This window comes from Pseudomonas sp. EA_35y_Pfl2_R111 (assembly GCF_963970955.1).
GTDB lineage: Bacteria > Pseudomonadota > Gammaproteobacteria > Pseudomonadales > Pseudomonadaceae > Aquipseudomonas.
This window is the reverse complement of record NZ_CAXAOM010000004.1, coordinates 226,179-243,977: the sequence shown is the minus strand read 5'-3', so window position 1 is coordinate 243,977 and position 17,799 is coordinate 226,179. Positions and strand designations below refer to the sequence as shown.

The window sequence follows — 17,799 nt, the reverse complement described above, 5'->3', positions numbered from 1 at the left end:
GCGCGATATCTGCGGCAACGCAGGGTGGATAACGCTTTACCCATCCACCAATCGCGGCGGTGGATGGGCAAAGCGTCAGCTACGCGCCCCGTTCCACCCACCTCTCGCAGCACGCCACTTACACGCACAACTCTGGTGCAAAAGCCGGATTGCAGCGTACTTAGGTCAGTTTTTCCGCCCCTTGCGCTTGTCACCCAAGCGGCGCTGGGGTATCAGTGCTGTCGTCCGAAAACCTGACCACTGCGGAACCGCCCATGACTGTTGAAGTACTTGCGCACCGAGCCGATACGACGACCAAACCTGCCGGCCGAATTCGGCAGAAAAACGAAGAAGCGATCATCAAGGCCGCCGAAGAAGAGTTCGCCAAGCACGGCTTCAAAGGCACCAGCATGAACACCATCGCGCAGAACGTCGGGCTGCCGAAAGCCAACCTGCATTACTACTTCAGCAACAAGTTGGGCCTGTATCAGGCGGTGTTGGCGAACATTCTCGAACTGTGGGACAGCACCTTCAATAACCTGACCGTCGCCGACGATCCGGCCGCCGCGCTGGCCGGCTATATCCGCGCCAAGATGGAATTCTCCCGCCGCAACCCGAAAGCCTCGCGCATCTATGCCATGGAAGTGATCAGCGGTGGCGAACACCTCACGCAGATGCTCAATCAGGATTATCAAGCCTGGTTCCGTGGCCGAGCTGCGGTATTCGCCGCCTGGAGCGCCGCCGGCAAGATGGACCCGGTGGACCCGGTGCACCTGATCTTCCTGCTGTGGGGCAGCACCCAACACTATGCCGACTTTGCCTCGCAGATCTGCCGCGTCACCGGTCGCTCGCGGCTGACCAAGCAGGACTACGATGAAGCCGGCGATAACCTGATTGCCATCATCCTCAAGGGTTGCGGCCTGATACCGCCAACCAAAGACGCCTGATGCCTTTCACCCCGCTCGGCCCTTGCGATTACCGCGAGGAAATTCGCAAAAGTCGCTTTATCGCCCTCGCCGCGCCAGTTACCAGCGCGGCGGAGGCGCAGGCGTTTATCGCAGCAAACAGCGATGCCAGTGCCAGCCATAACTGCTGGGCCTGGAAAGTCGGCCAGCAATACCGTTTCAGTGACGACGGCGAACCCGGCGGCACTGCAGGTCGGCCGATCCTGGCGGCCATCGAAGCTCAGGAGATGGATCAGGTCGCGGTGCTGGTAATCCGCTTCTACGGCGGCATCCAGCTCGGCACCGGTGGCCTGGCTCGCGCCTACGGCGGCAGCGCCAACAAATGCCTGCAAAGCGCACCGCGCATCGCGTTGGTGGCCCGTGAGCAGTTTCGCTGCCACTGCCTGTTCGCCGAACTGCCGCTGCTCAAGGCGCGCCTGGCAGAACTGGACTGCCTGCTGGAGCACGAAGACTACGACGCCACAGGTGCCGAGCTGCAGCTGGCCATCCCCGCGCCACAGGTAGCCGAGCTACAGCGGCTGCTGGCGGATATCAGCCGTGGACGGAGTGCGCTGCGGCCGCTGTAAGCCCTGCCGCAGCGAAACCACCTCATAGAAGCCGAAGCGCGGAGCTGACGCTTCTTCATCGATTCCTTGCCGAGCCCGCATGGTGGACATAGAAAGCGATGTCCACCCTACTAGACCGATTCGGCGAATCCTGTCCTTGCGGTTAAACTTTGTCGCGACCACGCCTGAAAACGAGACCCGACCATGTACGACTGGCTCAACGCCCTGCCCAAAGCTGAACTGCACTTGCACCTGGAAGGTTCATTGGAGCCCGAGTTGTTGTTTGCCCTGGCCGAGCGCAACAAGATTGCCCTGCCCTGGAACGACGTCGAGGCGCTGCGCAGTGCGTACGCCTTCAACAACCTGCAGGAATTTCTCGACCTCTACTATGCCGGTGCCAACGTGCTGCGCAGCGAGCAGGACTTCTATGACCTGGCCTGGGCCTACCTGCTCAAGTGCAAAGAACAGAACGTAATTCATACCGAGCCGTTCTTCGACCCGCAGACCCACACGGATCGCGGTATTCCCTTTGAAGTAGTACTGCGCGGGATCAAGCAGGCGCTGGTCGATGGTGAGAAACAACTGGGCATCAGCCACGGTTTGATCCTGAGTTTTCTACGCCATCTGTCCGAAGAAGAAGCGTTCAAAACGCTTGAGCAGGCCAAGCCATTCCGCGATGCGTTTATCGCCGTCGGTCTCGACAGCTCGGAGATGGGCCATCCGCCGAGCAAGTTCCAGCGGGTGTTCGACAAAGCGCGCAGCGAGGGTTATCTGACCGTGGCCCACGCCGGCGAGGAAGGCCCTCCCGAATACATCTGGGAAGCCCTGGACCTGCTGAAGATTGAGCGCATCGACCACGGCGTACGCGCCATTGAAGACGAGCGGCTGATGCAGCGCATCATCGACGAGCAGATCCCGCTGACCGTCTGCCCACTCTCGAACACCAAGCTCTGCGTGTTCGACGACATGCGCCAGCACAATATCCTGCAGATGCTCGAGCGTGGGGTGAAGGTGACAGTGAACTCGGACGATCCCGCCTACTTCGGTGGCTACGTCACCGAAAACTTCGCCGCCCTGCATGACAGCCTGGGTATGACCCAGGAGCAGGCGCAACGCCTGGCGCAGAACAGCCTGGATGCAAGACTGGTCTGACGCAGGCTACAACTTGTAGGAGCGGGGGGGCGCCAAGTCCCATGCCCGCGATGTTTCTGGTCTGTATGACCTATCGCGGCCATGGGCCGCCCTACATAAATCGTGGCTGCTTTAGCTACCGATCAGCGCGTAGCCCGGATGCAAATCCGGGATTTACTAGATCCAGGTAGGGCGGATCGGGGCTCGTAGCTATCGCTTTTCTTATCCACCATCGCGAATCGGTGGATGGATAAAGCGTTATCCACCCGACGAGCTGCCGATCAGTGTGCGTGCCCTTCGCCATGGGTTTTCTCATCGGCCGGCGCATCCTTCTGCACGGCGATCTCCACCTCGACCGCGCCGGCCTTCTCGAAGGTCAGGGTCAGCGGAAAACGCTCGCCGTCCTTGGCCTGCTGTTTCAGATTGAACAGCATGACGTGGTAGCCCATGGGCGCGAACTTCACTTCGCCACCGGCAGGAATCGCCACGGTCTGCACCTGCTGCATCTTCATCAGGCCATCGGCGTGAATATGCTCGTGCAGCTCAGCCTTGCCTGCCGCTGGGCTGCTGACGCTGAGCAGGCGATCGGCCTCGGTGCCCTTGTTATGCACCACGAAATAGGCCGCCGCCGTCGGTGCTACAGATGGCATTTCCCGCGACCAGGGGTGTTCGATATGCAGCTCACCGGCGCTGTATTCATGGGCGCTGGCGAACAGGCTTGGGCTCAGCAGTGCGGCGATCAGCAGGGTCTTGTTCAACAACATGGTGTTCCTCCGATGGTGGACTAACTGTCCATGACAAGTGTTGTAGCGCGAAGCTTTGACGCGGGCCAAGCCCGCACCAGCAAATCCATTCAGCCGTTAGCCAGGCGCTGCCCAGGCAGGCGCGAGAGCAGCAGCCAATCCAGCGCCCAGATCAACAACAGGGACGCGCCCACCAACGGGAAGGCGGCGCCGAGCAGGCACATGATGACAATTGCGGTTTTCCAACGTGGCAGGTCATGCCGTAGCGGCGGTACGCCGAGCTTTCCAGTCGGACGGCGTTGCCACCACATGACCAGCCCGCTGATCGCACTGAGCAGCACCAGCAAGCAGACCGCGAGCATCAGCAACTGGTTGGCCAGGCCGAACAGCTTGCCTTCATGCAGCATGACCCCGGTTTCCACCGTCTTCGCCACCACGCCGTAATCCTTCCAGCGCACGTCGGCCAGCACCGCGCCGCTGTACTGATCGATATGCAGGGTGGCGTCGTTACGTGGGTCATCGGCGAACAGGGCGATGCTGTACACGCCGGTTTCACCTTTCGGCAAGGTGATGCTGTAACCCGGTTGCACGCCACGCTCGGCAGCGGTTTCGACCACCTGCTGCAAACTGATCTGAGCTACGGTGCTTGGCGCAGCGCTGGCGGCGTGGCCGTTATGCGCGGCATGCGGATCGGAAGCCGGCAGCGGCGTGGTTTCCACCGCCCACGCGACGGTCTGTTTGCTGCTGTTATTCAGGCTACCGGTGAGCTGCCCGGACTGCGGCACGTCGTCCCACATTGCTGCGGGAAAGTGATTCCAGGCGCCAGCGAACTGCGCGCCCCAGAAGCCGGTCCAGGTCATGCCGGTGAGCAGCATAAATAACAGCAGCAGCGAGCCCCAAAAGCCGGTCACCGCATGCAGGTCACGCCACAGCAAACGCCCACGTGCCGTCAGTCGCGGCCACAGCACACCCGCACCCGAGCGACCGCGCGGCCACCACAGGTACAAACCGGAGACCACCAGCACAATGCCCCAGCCAGCGGCCAACTCGATCAGCCGATCGCCCAGGGTGCCGACCATGAGGTCGCCATGCAGCTGGCGGGCGATGGCCTGCAGGTTGTCCTGCGCATCCTGACTGCCCAGCACTGTGCCGCGATAAGGGTCGACAAATACATTCAGCGTCTGCCCGCCTGCATCAAGTACAAATTGCGCACTGCGCTCGGCGTTTACCGGCGGCAGGTATTGGCTGATGCTCGCCTCTGGATACGCTTGACGCACCCGCGTCAATTGCTGATCGGCGGAGAGTGCCTGCTCGGCGCTCGCTACCTGCAGCAGCTCGGCATACATCAGCTGGTCCAGCTGCGGCTTGAACAGGTAGATGATCCCCGTGACCGAGAGCAGAATCAAAAACGGGATAACGAATAGCCCGGCATAGAAATGCCAGCGCCAGGCCAGGTTGTAGAACGAGACATTCGGCGTAGTCGGCTTGTGCATCTTCAGCTCCAGGCACGTTCAAGGGATATGGATAGACCCTGTTTCATTATCGCGATCCTCGCCGCAGCAGGCTCAGGCCCACCAGCGCCAACAACACATGGGCCAGCGCGACGATACCAAGCAGCAGGTGTTTGTAGCCATTGCCTATACCTGCGAGAAACTCCCACTTGTGCAGATAGGCGAAGGTCCAGCCTTCCGTGCGGTCGGCATCCTGCACGCGGCTGGCCAGGGCACCGTCCAGCGGGTCGATAAACAGCGCGGTGTTGTAAGCATCGGCATAGCTGGCCTTGAACACCGGCAGGCGTTTGAAGACGAAGCCGTATTCATGGTCGAAGCTGTGCTGCAGCGTGAGCGTCTGCGCCTCACCCAGCCCCAGGGGCTTGGCGTAATGGTCGAGACGCTGCTGCGCATAACGGCGCGGCGTGTCATTGCCCAGCTCGCGGCCCTGGGTATCCAGATAATGCAGGCTGGCCATGCTGGCGAACTGCTGACCCTCGGCGCGCCAGATCGGCTTACCGTCGAGTTCGAGCAGGCTGAGCATGTACAGCTCTTCACCGGCCAGCAGCCAGTCGGCCGCCGGTGCTTTGTCCAGCTCGGCCACGTTAAAGCTAGGTACAAAGGGTGCCGGCCAGGGCTGCGCACCCTGCTTGTGCAACAAATGCCAAGCGCCGCTGCTGGCAAAGCTCAGCGTCGCCAATGCCAGGCCCAGCCCCCACCAGCCATGCAGCCGCCGGTTGAAGGTGCGGGCACGCCGACGGGCAACGAACAGGCTGATACCGAACAGCGTCGCCGAGACAATCGAGGCCAGCAGCACCAGCATCAGTGCCGGCCGTAACGGCCCGGCCGCATCCAGCCAGCGAAAGCTGTGCATCGTCTGGAAGAACCCGCTGAACCAGGCCTTGCGCTGATCAACCAAGGTGCCGAGGCGGTCATGGAACAGATCGACATACAGGCGCAACGAGTCGTCACGCTGGGTGTCGACCCGCGCCACCGGCAGCAGGCGATTGATAAAAGCGTATTCGCCAGTGAACCGCTCGATGCTGCCGACGTAGGCCAGCGGCTCGTCACTGCCCAGGTAATGCCGCGCCAGGCTTTCGGCATGCGCACCGGCCAGCTCGACCGCCTGACCACTGCGTGCATGCCAATAACGCGGCTGCAGCTCACCGGCCAGACGTGCCTGGTAGTACGGCTCACCACTCCGCACCAGCAGGCGCAAGCCCTGCACCTGTGCAATACCCGCAGCCCCGAGCACTTGCGCAGGGCTGCACAGGTTGTCCAGCGGCAATATCTGCTGCGGCGTGGCCATGGTTTGCGGTCGCGGCTGCAAATAGCCCATCAGCGGGTGCAGCATGCCGCTGCCTGCCCAGCTGAAGATGCCCAGGCAGGCCAGCAATGCCAGGCGCTTGTGCCACGGCATAAGCCGCAGCAGGCGCTGGCGCCAGGTCAGGCGTGGCAGCTCTTGTGCTTGCAGGGCCGCCGTCAAAGCTTCCACTCCAGGCCGACGTACAGGCTACGACCGTCACCGGGCATAAACAGCGCCGCGTCCTGGCCATTGGCGTTAGCCACAACGCCAGTGGTGGCAATGTAGGTCTTGTCCGAGAGGTTGCGCCCTTCGACAAAAAAGCCCAGGCCATCACGCGGACGATAACCTCCCTTCAGCCCCCAGATCGCATAAGCCTCGGCATACAGCGACTCGGCGTGGTCGGCGGCGTAGTGCACCGGCACCCACTCGACGGTTGGACCGGCATACCAGCCATTGCGCTGCCACAGCGCCTCACCCTTGAGGAACTGGCTCGGCACGCCGGCGATGCGGTTGTTGCCGTAGGCCGGGTCGCTGTCGAAGCGGAAGTCATTGAGCAGGTATTGACCGCGCAACACCACTTCACCCAATTGCCAGGCCGCACCAAACTCGATGCCTTGGTGCACGGTGCGGTCGGCGTTGGTGGTGACCACCTGAGTCGGATTGAGCGGGTTGACGTAACCCAGCAGCTCGTCGCGGATCTCGCTGCGGTACACCGCCAGATCCACGTCCAGATTGCCCTGGGTGAAGCGCATACCGGCTTCCAGGGTGGTGGCCTTCTGCGCCTCGTTCTCGGTGACGATGGCGCCACCGGTCAGCTCGCTGAAGGTCGGCGGCTCGTAGCTCTGGCTGAGGTTGGTAAACAGCTGCACGCCATCTTTCAGGTCGTGGCGCAAGCCGATACGGCCGATGCGTGCGCTGTAGCTGCGGTTGAATGAAGCATCCTGGAAACCCGTCGGCATGCCGACAAAGTTAAAGCTGCTTTTCAGCTTGTCGTCGATATCGCGCTCGCTGTGCAGCCAGGTCAGGCCGCCGATCAGCGCCCAGTCTTCGGCCAGCGGCACTTCCAGTTCGGTAAAGGCATTCAGGCTGCGCGCCGTCTGCACCTGACGGTCCACCAGGTTGCCGCGTTTACCGCGCACGTTAACGTAGTTTTCTGCCTGATTGCGGCCCTGCAGCGCCTCCACGCCAGCGTTCCAGCGCCAGCCGTCGCTGTTGTGCCACTTGTGGGTCAGGCGCACGCCGACATCTTCGCTGTCGACTTCCAGCACCTGGAAGATCGGGTGCCACAGCGATTTCTCGCTGTAGAAGCTCGACAGTTCCAGGCTGTGCCCGCCGTCCAGTTGCAGGGTGGTGATATTGCCGACGCGGTTAAGGGTGAAATCGCGTTTGTTGTCACCTGTCACCGTGCTCAGCGCCGCCTGCTCGGGGTTACGCCGCAGCTGCGCCTTGGTCAGGCTGCCGGGGATTTCCGAGTCGGTTTCCACGTGGCTGATATAGAAGCGGGTCGACAGTCGCTCGTTGATACGCCCGCCGATATTGGCGAAATAGCGCTGGTTCTCCTGGCGCGCGTGATCGCGGAAACCGTCCTGGGAATAGTCGGAGAAGCTCAGGTAGGCATCCCAGCCCCCAAAGTCTTCAGCAACCGCACCGAAGATGCGCTGGTAATCGAAGCTGCCCGCTTCGGTGCGCAGCTGCACCTTGGGCGCGGTCTTGCCGGTGGGCGTGACAAAGTTGATCGCACCGCCCAGGTTGGCAGCGCCATAGCGCCAGGCGTTGGCGCCACGCATGACCTCGATATGGTCCAGAGCAATCGGTTCGATGCTCTGGAAGTCGCCACTGCCGTCGGCCAGGTTCAGTGGCGCTCCGTCCTGCATCAGCAGAATGCCGCGCTGATGGAAGGTCCGTTGCAGGCCCGAACCACGGATCGACAGGCGCGATTCCTCGGCCCCCGAACGCGATTGGATATACACCCCAGTGGCCTGGCCCAGGGCATCCTGCGGCGAGCTGGCGCGACCGGTCTTGTAGGTTTCGCCATCGATCACGCTGGCGCCGCCGGGAATCCGCGCAAACTCGGCGCGCTTTTCGGCAATGCTCGGCGCAGTAGCATCCCCATGCTGCTGACCGATCACAGTGCTGTCTTCCAGCTTGAGATGTTCGGCAAAGGCCGAACTGGCCAGGCTGACACTGACGGCCAGCAGACTGACTACGGATATCTGACGCATAAACTTCCCCAACTTCGGCCTATCAAGTGCCACCTAAATGCAGGCTTTGGGCACCGACAAACGCAGCTTTTATCTGGTCTCAAGTAATAGCGCGGCCGCAAATGCGGCCGCAGCAACAGCAACTCAAGCCAGAAAGGGGGACGCGCGGGGGTTGGCCGAAGGCCAGAGGTAGCGGACAGGTCGCGGGGTAAAGAAGAACGTCAGCAGGGGCGCGCGGCTCAGGGCCAGCAAACCCAACAGACCGAAGAACGCCGCCAGGATGATCGCGCTAAAGGTGGAACTCAGGGAGCAGCCGGAGCCGGTGGCAGAATTGGGCGCCACCACACCGGAGCCTTCCAGATCGGCACCGGCACCGAAGTTGCCCTCAAAGGAACAGTACTGGCTGCTCAAGCCGCTGAGCTGCAGTCCGGCCATCTGCCCGTGACCAATACTGCAGGCGAACGCACTGAACAGAACGCTGAAATACAGCATCCAGGCCAGCAGACGACGGTCAGTGCGGGTCATTTTCATGGGGCGCGACTCTAGCATTGCTCTGGGGCGCAGGTGACACAGCTGCACTGCGATGGATTGCCGCAGCGCGCTGGCGGCAATCTTAGTGCGCCCATGGCGCTTCCGCCAATAACTCGGTGCAGCGCGTCTGCACAAACTCACGCAACAGCAACACCGGTTTGCTCAGTTGCGCACGGTGCGCGCAAATTAGGTTGAGCGGTGTCGGCTCGCCGCGCAGTTCGGGCAGCAGCACCTGAAGCCGTCCGGCACGCACATCGCCGGCTACATCCAGCCAGGATTTGTAGACCAGCCCGGCACCGCTGACGGCCCAGCGCCGCACCACATCGGCATCGTCACTGACCCGGTCGCCCTTCACGCTAACGCCCTGCTCGCGTTTGCCATCACTGAAGCGCCAACGGTCATGCAGCCGACCGCCGAGCATATAGAGCAAGCAGTTGTGCTCGGCCAATTCCTCCACCGACTGCGGCGCGCCATGCTCCTGCAAGTATTGCGGCGCGGCGCACAGCACACGGCGATTTAACGCGGCCACTGGCAAGGCAACCAGGCTGGAGTCCTCCGGTGCGCCGTAACGCAGGGCGATATCCACCGGCTCGCGAAACAGATCGGCCACCCGATCACCAAGCAGCAGACGCAACTGCACGTACGGGTGCGCCTGCTGAAATTCATCCAGCCAGGGCAGCAAGGTGTTACGACCAAAGTCAGAAGGCGCGGACAGCTGCAGCGGCCCGCTGATGCCGACCTTGCTGCCAGCCAGTTGCTGCCGGCCGTCATCCAGGCTCTGCAAGGCCAGGCGCGCATGGCCGAGAAACAGCTCGCCTTCGGGCGTCAGGCGCAGGCTGCGGGTGGAGCGGCTGAATAGACGCGCTTCCAGTTGCTGCTCCAGACGCTTGAGCGCGGCGCTGGCCACCGCCGGAGAAATATCCAGACGCCGCGCGGCCGCCGAGAGATTGCCCAGATCAGCGGTGGTGACAAACAACTGCAGATCATCAAAACGCAGCATGGCGGCTCATTATCAAAAAAATATTGAAAGAGACTCTAGTAGCGGGCAGTTTTTCTCGTCAATCAAATAACCGAGCATGGCCACATCTTGAACCGGAGCCCAGCCATGTCGAGCCCACTCACCCTAATTGCCACCATCACCGCCCGCCCTGGCCATGCCGAGGCGGTTGAAGCCGGTCTGCGCCAGCTGGTGCCGCCCAGCCAGGCCGAAGCCGGCTGCCTGCAATACAACCTGCACCTGCATCAGGAGCAGCCCAACCGTTTCATCATGGTTGAGCAATGGCAGGACGCAGCCGCCCTTAGCGCGCACCAGCAAACCGCGCATTTTCTGCACTTTGGCCAGACCTGCGGCAGCCTGCTGGAACAGGTCGATCATCAATTAATGCAGCGCATTCTCTAAGGAGCGCCTCATGAAAGCTGTCGCCTATTACCACTCCCTGCCCGCCGATCACGCTGACGCCCTGCAGGATGTCGAGCTGCCAGAGCCCACGCCCGGCCCGCGCGATCTGCTGATCGAGGTCAAGGCCATTTCGGTCAATCCGGTGGACACCAAGATCCGCCGCAACGTCGCCCCAACCGACGGCACCGGCAAAGTGCTCGGCTGGGATGCCAGCGGCATCGTCAAAGCAGTCGGCAGCGAGGTCAGTCTGTTCCAACCGGGCGATCGGGTGTATTACGCCGGGGCGATCAACCGCGCCGGGGCCAACAGCGAGCTGCATGTGGTGGATGAGCGTATCGTCGGGCGGATGCCTGAGACATTAGCGTTTGCCGAAGCTGCCGCACTGCCGCTGACTGCGATCACCGCTTGGGAGTTGCTATTCGAACGCCTGCAGATCACCCAGGGCAACGCAGACCTGAGCCAGAGCCTGCTGATTGTTGGTGCTGCGGGCGGCGTAGGGTCGGTGCTGGTGCAACTGGCCCGCCAACTTACCGGCCTGACCGTGATCGGCACAGCATCCCGCCCCGAGACCCAGGCCTGGGTTCGCCAGCTGGGCGCGCACCACGTGATCGACCATCGCCAGCCGCTGAGCGAGGAGTTGAAAAGCATCGGCATCGATCAGGTCACCCACGTCGCCAGCCTGACCCAGACCGATCAGCACTTCGCGCAACTGGTCGAAGCCCTGGCCCCGCAAGGCCGCCTGGCGCTGATCGACGACCCGGAACAACCACTGGACATCATGCATCTCAAGCGTAAAAGCCTGTCGCTGCACTGGGAGCTGATGTTTACCCGCTCACTGTTCGAGACCGCCGACATGATCGAACAGCATCGCCTGCTGCAGCGGGTTGCCGAGCTGGTGGAGGCCGGCACGCTGCGCACCACCCTCGGTGAGCACTTCGGCACTATCAACGCGGCCAACCTGCGCCGCGCCCATGCGCTGCTGGAGAGCGGCACGGCCAAGGGCAAGATCGTTCTCGAAGGTTTTTAACGACGCAAAAGCACCCGGCTCAGGTCGCGCGTAGCCGGGCAGCTTTTTTATCGCGCGCCCTGCATTCGACTATGGGCCGGCTAGACTCAGGACATTGCCTCTTTTCAGGCAACCCCATTCAGTTCTCTCGACCTGGCTAGCCATTGGCGGTAAGGGATGCGACCCGATCTTCAAGGCTCACTGCGCCTGGCTGGCGTATACATCCTGTTCAGCGCCCTGTGGATTTTCGGCAGCGACTACCTGCTGCACGCACTGATCAAAGACAGCGAACTTGTGGCCGAGCTGCAAACCGGCAAAGGCCTGCTGTTTATTCTGCTCAGCAGCGGATTGATCTTCCTGCTCAGCCAGCGTGATCGTCGCGCGCAACGCCGGCTACTGGAACAACTCACCCACAACAGCCGCCAGCTGCAACGCACACAACGCAACGCCGGGCTCGGCAGCTGGGAATACCGTGATGGTTTCCACTGGAGCGAAGAAGCCCTCTGCTTGCTGGGCCGCGCCTCTGACAACCAGCAATGCAGCACCGAGCAGCTGCTCAGCTGGTTGCACCCCGCCGAACGCTCAGCTGTGCAACGCGCCCTGCTGGCCTTGCTGGAGGGTCGTGAACCGATGATGGTGAGCGCCCGCCTGTTACAGCCCCAGCCGCATCAGCCCACCTGGCTGATGCTATGCGGCGAAGTCGATGAGCACAGCCGCATCCTCGGTACGGTGCAAAACATCAGCGCGCAGAAGCGTGACGAGAGCGCCCTGCGCGAAAGCGAACAGCGCTTTCGTCAGTTATTCGAGCAAACGCCACGGATTGCCGTGCAGGGTTACGACCGCGAACGCCGGGTGATTTACTGGAACCAGGCCAGCACCCTGCTCTACGGCTATACGATGCATGAGGTAATGGGACGCCGCCTGGAGGAGCTGATTGTGCCGCTTGCGGCGCGCAGCAAAGTGGCCAGCGCGATCAACCTGTGGCAACTAGGCGGCCCACCAATTCCTGCCGCCGAGGTGCAGTTGCAACGCAAGGACGGCAGCCTGGTATGGGTTTATTCCAGCCATCTGATGCTGCGCAATAGCTTTGATCAGCTGGAGCTGTACTGCGTCGATATCGACCTGACCGAACAGAAGAAAATCGACAGCGAACTGCAGGTCAGCGAAAGCCGCTATCGCTCGCTGGTTGAGCACCTTGGCGATGCGATTTTTATCACCGATGCCGACGACAAACTGAGCTTTCTCAACCCGGCCTGGGCGCAGATCAGCGGCTACCCGATCCACGAAAGCCTGGGTAGCCCGTTACAGCGCTTTATGCCGGAACTGAACCAAGGCACCTTGCACCAACGCCTGCAAGAACTGCGTAGCGGCAAACTGAGCAGCCTGCGCCTGGAGTGCCAGCTGCTCACTAGCAGCGGCCAGACGCGCCGCGTTGAAGTGCAGCTCAACCTGAGCCTGCCTGAACACAGCCTCCACGGCAGCTTGCATGACGTAAATGAGCGCCATCAGCTTCAACATCGGCAAAGTGAGCAAAGCTGACCAACGGTGCACTAGCCGTGATGGACTTGTTGCAGGTCAATGAAGGTTCACATTGAGCGACTAGACTGGCCTCTCTTGCAGAGGAGTCTCGACGATGAACGTCATGGTCCAATCGGTAAAAACATCTACAGGTTCTGGCTGGCAGGTATGCTTTGGCACGCAAAGCGTGACCTTTCGCAATGAAAGCGAGGCGCGCCAGTTTGTCAGCACCTTGCAAGCGCGCCTGAGCGCGCCGCATATGCTGCCATTCGAGCAACAGCGCGCTGCCAGCTAACAGCCCGTTGAAAAACTACCTACGTTGGCAATACGGCGTTAAAAGCAGGCTCGGCAAGCCGCTTGCGGCTAACGCGCTTCAGCGCGACCCAGCGGGCGAGTGAAACGAGTAATGCTCATTTACAACTCGAAAACTCGCGTGCGAGCCCAGTCCGCTTCCTCGCCGTTTTGACCAGCCGGAGGCTGTTACTGGCGTGGCGCCTTGTCTTGCCTGCCTCGCCTACGTTTTTTCAACGGCCTGCGACCCTATGAGCGGATCGCGCCGCGCTCGACCCAGCGGGTAAACAGGGAAAAGCTCACGGCCAATACCCCGCAACCGAAGATCACCACGGCAATCGGCCAGGCGCTGCCGTCATGCAGCACACCCACCATGGCGGCGGCACTGGCAGCGATAACGAACTGCAGGCTACCGAGCAACGCCGAGGCGCTGCCGGCATGTCTGCCCTGCCCAGCCATGGCGCAGGCCGAAGCGTTGGGCAGCAGAATGCCCAGGCTGGCAATGCAGCCAAACAGCGGAATCAGCAGCGGCCACAAGACTTGCGGCTTGGCCAAAGCAACCAGTAATAGGGCCAGGCCACACCCCAAATAGAACCACACGGTCTTGCCCAACCAATACGCTGGCCCATGCCGCGCAACCAGCCAGGCATTGAGTTGCGCCACCAGAATAAAGCCCAGGGCATTGCTGCCGAACAACCAGCCGTAATGCTCTGCCGGAATGCCATACAGCTCGATAAACACGAACGGCGAACCAGCGATATAGGCAAACATCCCGGCAATCGCACAGCCACCGGTCAGTGCATAACCCATAAATGGCAGATCAGCGAACAGCCGCTTGTACTCACCCAGTGCGCCGCGCAAAGGCGCGGGGGGTACATCCTTGGCCAGGGTTTCCGGCAGCCACAGGGCCACCGCCAACAGGCAGATGAAGCTGAATAGCATCAGGCTGATAAAGATCGACGGCCAACCCAGAGTGCTAAGCAACAGCCCACCGCCCAAAGGCGCAAGAATCGGCGCCAAGCCCATCACCAGCATCAGTTGGGAAAACACCTTGGCCGAGCTGATGGGGTCACACAGATCACGCACCACTGCCCGCGACACCACCATGCCGGCGCAACCGCCCAACGCCTGCACAAAACGCGCGCCAATCAACCATTCCAAGCTAGGCGCCAGGGCGCAGGCCAACGACGCCAGGCTGAACAGCATGACCCCAACCAGCAGCGGCTTGCGCCGACCAAAGCGGTCGGCCAGCGGTCCGTACACCAACTGGCCGATGGCGAGGCCAGCAAAATAGGCCGCCAACGACTGCTGCACATGCTCAACATCGGTGGAGAACGCACGCGCCAGGGTCGGAAAGCTCGGCAGGTAAAAATCGATAGCCAACGGGCCAAAGGCGCTAAGCGCGCCAAGAATAAGCAGAAGACGTAACGGCATGGGTGTCCAGAGATGTAATGACAGAGAAAGCCGCTATAGCCCGGTAACCCCAAGCTACAGCGGGCTGACAAACCACTCCCGGATTGCATCCGGGCAACGGTTTGCCCTTACCAGCGGACTGCTGATCAAATCGAGGTATCGGCCTTTTTCCGCCCTTTGCCGATTTTCTCTGCCAGCGACTCCACCAGCAGGTAGAACATCGGGATCAGGAAGATCGCCAGGAAGGTCGCCGCCATCATCCCGCCGATCACCCCGGTACCGATCGAATGACGGCTGGCCGAACCTGCGCCGGAGCTGATTGCCAATGGCACAACACCAAGAATAAACGCCAGTGAGGTCATGATGATCGGGCGGAAACGCAGGCGCGCGGCTTCCAGCGCAGACTCGAAAATGCCCATGCCCTGGTGCCGGTTGAGCACCGCAAACTCGACAATGAGGATGGCGTTCTTCGCCGCCAGACCGATCAGAGTGACCAGGCCGACCTGGAAGTACAGGTCGTTCTCGATGCCGCGCAACCACACCGCGAGAATCGCCCCGAACACCGCGAACGGCACCGCAGTGACCACTGCCAGCGGCAGCGTCCAGCGCTCATACTGCGCGGCGAGAATCAGGAACACCATGATCAGACCGAAGACAAAGGCACTGCTGCCCGAACCTTGCGAGGCCACTTCCTGGAAGGCCGAGCCGGTCCAGCCGATGCTGTAATCGCTGCCGAGCACCTCCTCCGCCACCTCCTGAATCGCGCTCAAGGCCTGGCCGGAACTGAAGCCTGGAGCCGGCCCGCCGAGGATCTTCGCCGCCGGATAGACGTTAAAGCGTGCGTAGGTATCCGGGCCAAGAATCCGCTCAACCTTGACCAGGCTAGCCAGCGACACCAACTCACCACTGCCCGCGCGCACATAGACCTGAGACAGGTCTTCCGGCTTGCTGCGGAACTCCGCCTCGGCCTGCAAGCTGACCTGGAAGGTACGCCCATACAGGCTGAAATCGTTGACGTAGTAGCTGCCGAACGTGGCCTGCATCGCGGTGAATACATCATTCACCGCGACACCCAGGGCGCGCGCCTTGGTCCGGTCCAGGTCGATAAAATACTGCGGCACGTTGGCGCTGAAGGTGCTCTGTACCCCTGCCAGTTCAGGGCGTTTTGCCGCGGCAGCGAGGAAGGCCTGAACCTTCTCGGCCAGTTGCGCGGTGTTACCGCCACTGCGATCTTGAATAAAGCCTTCGAAACCGCCGGTGGTGCTCATGCCGGTGATCGGCGGCGGGTTGAAGGTGAGTACCACGCCGTCTTTCTGCGCGGCGCCCATGCCCATAAATTCACCGGTCAGGTTGCGCGCGTCCAGTTCAGGCGTGGTGCGCTCGCTCCAGTCTTTCAGCGGCACGAAGGACACCCCGGCGTTGCTGCGGGTGCCAAACGTCAGCACGTCAAAGCCGGCGAAGGTCACTACATCCTGCACCGCAGGGTGCGCCATCAACTGCTGGGTCACGTCACCGGTAAGTTTCTCGGTGCGGGTCAGCGAGGCAGCAGGCGGCAGGAAGTAGGCGTTGATCACATAGCCCTGGTCTTCGTTGGGCACCAGGGAGCTCGGCACCCGGCTGAACAACAGCACCATCACCGCAATCATCGCGCCAAACAGCAACAGACCGACCGCCGAGCGCTTGAGGAAAAACCGTACCCCGGCGGTGTAACCGTTAGTCAGCTTATCGAAGACCCGGTTAAAGGCACGGAACGGCGCTGCCGGCTCATGGTGCCCGGGCTTGAGCAGCAAGGCGCAGAGTGCTGGGCTCAAGGTCAGGGCGACGATGCCGGAGATCACCACCGACACGGCAATGGTGATGGCGAACTGTTTATACATTTCCCCGGCCAGACCGCCGAGGAAGCCCACCGGCACGAACACCGCGCACAGCACCAGAACGATGGCGATGATCGGCCCGGTCACTTCCTCCATGGCCTTGATGGTCGCCTCACGCGGACCGATCTTGTCGGTGGCCATTACCCGCTCGACGTTTTCGATCACCACAATGGCGTCGTCCACCACGATACCGATGGCCAATACCATGCCGAACAGCGTCAGCAGGTTGATCGAGAAACCGAGCATATACATACCGGCGAACGTGCCGACCAGAGAGACTGGAATCGCCAGTACCGGGATCAGCGTGGCGCGCCAGTTCTGCAGGAATATAAACACCACCAGCACTACCAGAATCAAAGCCTCGAAGAAGGTGTGGATCACCTCCTCAATCGATACCTGAACGAATTTGGTGGTGTCGTACGGCACCTTATAGGTCATGCCGCTGGGGAAGTTCTTTGATAGCCGCTCCAGGGTTTTGCTGACCGCTTCGGCAGTATCTAGGGCATTCGCGCCAGGCTGCAGGTACACGCCAAAGGCAGCGTTCTGCTGACCGTTGAGCGAGGTCATCAGCGAGTAGTCCTGTGCGCCCAGCTCGATCCGCGCAACATCCTTGAGCAACAGGCTGGCGCCGGTGTCATCGGTACGCAGAATGACGTTTTCAAATTCCTTCGGGTCGGTAAACCGGCCCTGGGTGGTCACCGTGTAGGTGAAATCCTGCTCCTGCTTGAGCGGCTGCTGACCGAAGCTACCGGCGGCAAACTGCGAGTTCTGCTCACGGATCGAATTGACCACATCAGTCGGCGTCAGGTTGTATTGCGCCAGCTTGTCCGGGCGCAGCCAGATGCGCATGGAATAGTCTTTCGAGCCGAACTGGCTGACATCACCCACACCCGGCAGGCGCTTGAGCTCGTCGATCACATTGATCAGCGCGTAGTTGCTGATATACACCGGATCGCGCGAGCCATCCGGCGAGTATAGGGTCACGACCTGCAGAATGTCCGAGGACTTTTTCTGCACCTTGACGCCCTGCCGGCGCACTTCTTCCGGCAGTTTGGCCAGGGCGGCCTGGACGCGGTTGTTGACGTCAATGGTGGCCTGATCAGGGTCACGGCCCACCTCGAAATACACCGACAGGCTCATGGCGTTGCCGCCGGAGTTGGACTGCTGGTAGATCATCCCTTCAACGCCGTTGATCGACTGTTCCAGCGGCGCGGCCACCGTCTCGGCAATCACCTGGGCGCTGGCGCCTGCGTAGCTGGCGCTGACCGAAACCTGCGGCGGGAGGATCTGCGGGTACTGGGCGATCGGCAACGAGCGCATGGCCATCAGGCCCGCCAGCACGATGATGATCGAGATGACCGCGGCAAATACCGGACGGTCGATAAAGAAGCGTGAGATCACCGGAGA

General features: G+C 61.5%; 15 protein-coding genes. 7 read left to right on the top strand and 8 right to left on the bottom strand.

Going from position 1 to position 17,799, the window contains the following annotated elements; genetic code table 11:
- The first annotated feature begins 254 nt into the window (after positions 1-254).
- From AACY25_RS16625 to AACY25_RS16615, 3 genes are all read left to right on the top strand, one after another.
- Positions 255-926 carry a TetR/AcrR family transcriptional regulator gene (locus AACY25_RS16625; RefSeq protein WP_339526000.1) on the top strand — a complete coding sequence of 224 codons (672 nt, stop codon included), beginning with the start codon at positions 255-257 and terminating at the stop codon, positions 924-926.
- Complete coding sequence (locus tag AACY25_RS16620; RefSeq protein WP_339525998.1) at positions 926-1,510, top strand: IMPACT family protein; 585 nt, start codon at positions 926-928, stop codon at positions 1,508-1,510. The genes AACY25_RS16625 and AACY25_RS16620 overlap by 1 nt, the downstream gene beginning before the upstream one ends.
- A 183-nt stretch (positions 1,511-1,693) precedes the next feature.
- Positions 1,694-2,641: an adenosine deaminase gene (locus AACY25_RS16615; protein WP_339525996.1), complete on the top strand. Its 948-nt coding sequence runs from the start codon at positions 1,694-1,696 to the stop codon at positions 2,639-2,641.
- A gap of 260 nt (positions 2,642-2,901) precedes the next feature.
- Here AACY25_RS16615 and AACY25_RS16610 read toward each other — a convergent pair whose 3' ends face one another.
- The 6 genes from AACY25_RS16610 to AACY25_RS16585 form a co-directional block, all read right to left on the bottom strand.
- Positions 2,902-3,384 (bottom strand): copper chaperone PCu(A)C, encoded by a 483-nt coding sequence (locus AACY25_RS16610; RefSeq protein WP_339525995.1) that lies wholly within the window; start codon positions 3,382-3,384, stop codon positions 2,902-2,904.
- An 89-nt stretch (positions 3,385-3,473) separates the two neighbouring features.
- Positions 3,474-4,856 carry a PepSY-associated TM helix domain-containing protein gene (locus tag AACY25_RS16605; RefSeq protein WP_339525993.1) on the bottom strand — a complete coding sequence of 461 codons (1,383 nt, stop codon included), beginning with the start codon at positions 4,854-4,856 and terminating at the stop codon, positions 3,474-3,476.
- A gap of 46 nt (positions 4,857-4,902) precedes the next feature.
- The gene (locus AACY25_RS16600) at positions 4,903-6,348 is read right to left on the bottom strand and encodes a hypothetical protein (protein ID WP_339525991.1); all 1,446 of its coding nucleotides are present in this window, start codon (positions 6,346-6,348) and stop codon (positions 4,903-4,905) included.
- Positions 6,336-8,381, bottom strand: coding sequence for a TonB-dependent receptor family protein (locus AACY25_RS16595; protein ID WP_339525989.1), 2,046 nt, complete (start codon positions 8,379-8,381; stop codon positions 6,336-6,338). The genes AACY25_RS16600 and AACY25_RS16595 overlap by 13 nt, the downstream gene beginning before the upstream one ends.
- 123 nt (positions 8,382-8,504) lie before the next feature.
- On the bottom strand, positions 8,505-8,891 hold the full coding sequence (locus tag AACY25_RS16590; protein ID WP_339525988.1) for a DUF2946 domain-containing protein: 387 nt from the start codon (positions 8,889-8,891) through the stop codon (positions 8,505-8,507).
- An 82-nt stretch (positions 8,892-8,973) separates the two neighbouring features.
- The gene (locus AACY25_RS16585) at positions 8,974-9,891 is read right to left on the bottom strand and encodes a LysR family transcriptional regulator (protein WP_339525987.1); all 918 of its coding nucleotides are present in this window, start codon (positions 9,889-9,891) and stop codon (positions 8,974-8,976) included.
- Positions 9,892-9,996: 105 nt separating this feature from the next.
- On the opposite strand from AACY25_RS16585, the gene AACY25_RS16580 reads away from it, so the two are divergent.
- The 4 genes from AACY25_RS16580 (at position 9,997) to AACY25_RS16565 (ending at position 13,109) form a co-directional block, all read left to right on the top strand.
- A complete protein-coding gene (locus AACY25_RS16580; RefSeq protein ID WP_339525986.1) occupies positions 9,997-10,290 on the top strand; it encodes a putative quinol monooxygenase in 294 nt (97 codons plus the stop codon).
- Positions 10,291-10,300: 10 nt separating this feature from the next.
- Entirely contained in the window at positions 10,301-11,317 is a 1,017-nt protein-coding gene (locus tag AACY25_RS16575; protein WP_339525985.1) for a zinc-binding alcohol dehydrogenase family protein, read from the top strand.
- Positions 11,318-11,473: 156 nt separating this feature from the next.
- Entirely contained in the window at positions 11,474-12,835 is a 1,362-nt protein-coding gene (locus AACY25_RS16570; protein WP_339525984.1) for a PAS domain-containing protein, read from the top strand.
- Positions 12,836-12,929: 94 nt separating this feature from the next.
- On the top strand, positions 12,930-13,109 hold the full coding sequence (locus AACY25_RS16565; RefSeq protein ID WP_339525983.1) for a hypothetical protein: 180 nt from the start codon (positions 12,930-12,932) through the stop codon (positions 13,107-13,109).
- Between the two features lie 245 nt (positions 13,110-13,354).
- Here AACY25_RS16565 and AACY25_RS16560 read toward each other — a convergent pair whose 3' ends face one another.
- Both AACY25_RS16560 and AACY25_RS16555 read right to left on the bottom strand, forming a co-directional pair.
- Positions 13,355-14,539 carry a multidrug effflux MFS transporter gene (locus AACY25_RS16560; protein ID WP_339525981.1) on the bottom strand — a complete coding sequence of 395 codons (1,185 nt, stop codon included), beginning with the start codon at positions 14,537-14,539 and terminating at the stop codon, positions 13,355-13,357.
- Positions 14,540-14,664: 125 nt separating this feature from the next.
- Complete coding sequence (locus AACY25_RS16555) at positions 14,665-17,793, bottom strand: efflux RND transporter permease subunit (protein ID WP_339525980.1); 3,129 nt, start codon at positions 17,791-17,793, stop codon at positions 14,665-14,667.
- Positions 17,794-17,799: the final 6 nt, after the last annotated feature.

What these genes read in the sequence shown, in the direction of transcription:
- AACY25_RS16625 (WP_339526000.1), top strand. Translation starts at nt 255, where the DNA reads ATGACTGTTGAAGTACTTGCGCACCGAGCCGATACGACGACCAAACCT.
- AACY25_RS16620 (WP_339525998.1), top strand. Translation starts at nt 926, where the DNA reads ATGCCTTTCACCCCGCTCGGCCCTTGCGATTACCGCGAGGAAATTCGC.
- AACY25_RS16615 (WP_339525996.1), top strand. Translation starts at nt 1,694, where the DNA reads ATGTACGACTGGCTCAACGCCCTGCCCAAAGCTGAACTGCACTTGCAC.
- AACY25_RS16610 (WP_339525995.1), bottom strand. Translation starts at nt 3,384, where the DNA reads ATGTTGTTGAACAAGACCCTGCTGATCGCCGCACTGCTGAGCCCAAGC.
- AACY25_RS16605 (WP_339525993.1), bottom strand. Translation starts at nt 4,856, where the DNA reads ATGCACAAGCCGACTACGCCGAATGTCTCGTTCTACAACCTGGCCTGG.
- AACY25_RS16595 (WP_339525989.1), bottom strand. Translation starts at nt 8,381, where the DNA reads ATGCGTCAGATATCCGTAGTCAGTCTGCTGGCCGTCAGTGTCAGCCTG.
- AACY25_RS16590 (WP_339525988.1), bottom strand. Translation starts at nt 8,891, where the DNA reads ATGAAAATGACCCGCACTGACCGTCGTCTGCTGGCCTGGATGCTGTAT.
- AACY25_RS16585 (WP_339525987.1), bottom strand. Translation starts at nt 9,891, where the DNA reads ATGCTGCGTTTTGATGATCTGCAGTTGTTTGTCACCACCGCTGATCTG.
- AACY25_RS16580 (WP_339525986.1), top strand. Translation starts at nt 9,997, where the DNA reads ATGTCGAGCCCACTCACCCTAATTGCCACCATCACCGCCCGCCCTGGC.
- AACY25_RS16575 (WP_339525985.1), top strand. Translation starts at nt 10,301, where the DNA reads ATGAAAGCTGTCGCCTATTACCACTCCCTGCCCGCCGATCACGCTGAC.
- AACY25_RS16570 (WP_339525984.1), top strand. Translation starts at nt 11,474, where the DNA reads ATGCGACCCGATCTTCAAGGCTCACTGCGCCTGGCTGGCGTATACATC.
- AACY25_RS16565 (WP_339525983.1), top strand. Translation starts at nt 12,930, where the DNA reads ATGAACGTCATGGTCCAATCGGTAAAAACATCTACAGGTTCTGGCTGG.
- AACY25_RS16560 (WP_339525981.1), bottom strand. Translation starts at nt 14,539, where the DNA reads ATGCCGTTACGTCTTCTGCTTATTCTTGGCGCGCTTAGCGCCTTTGGC.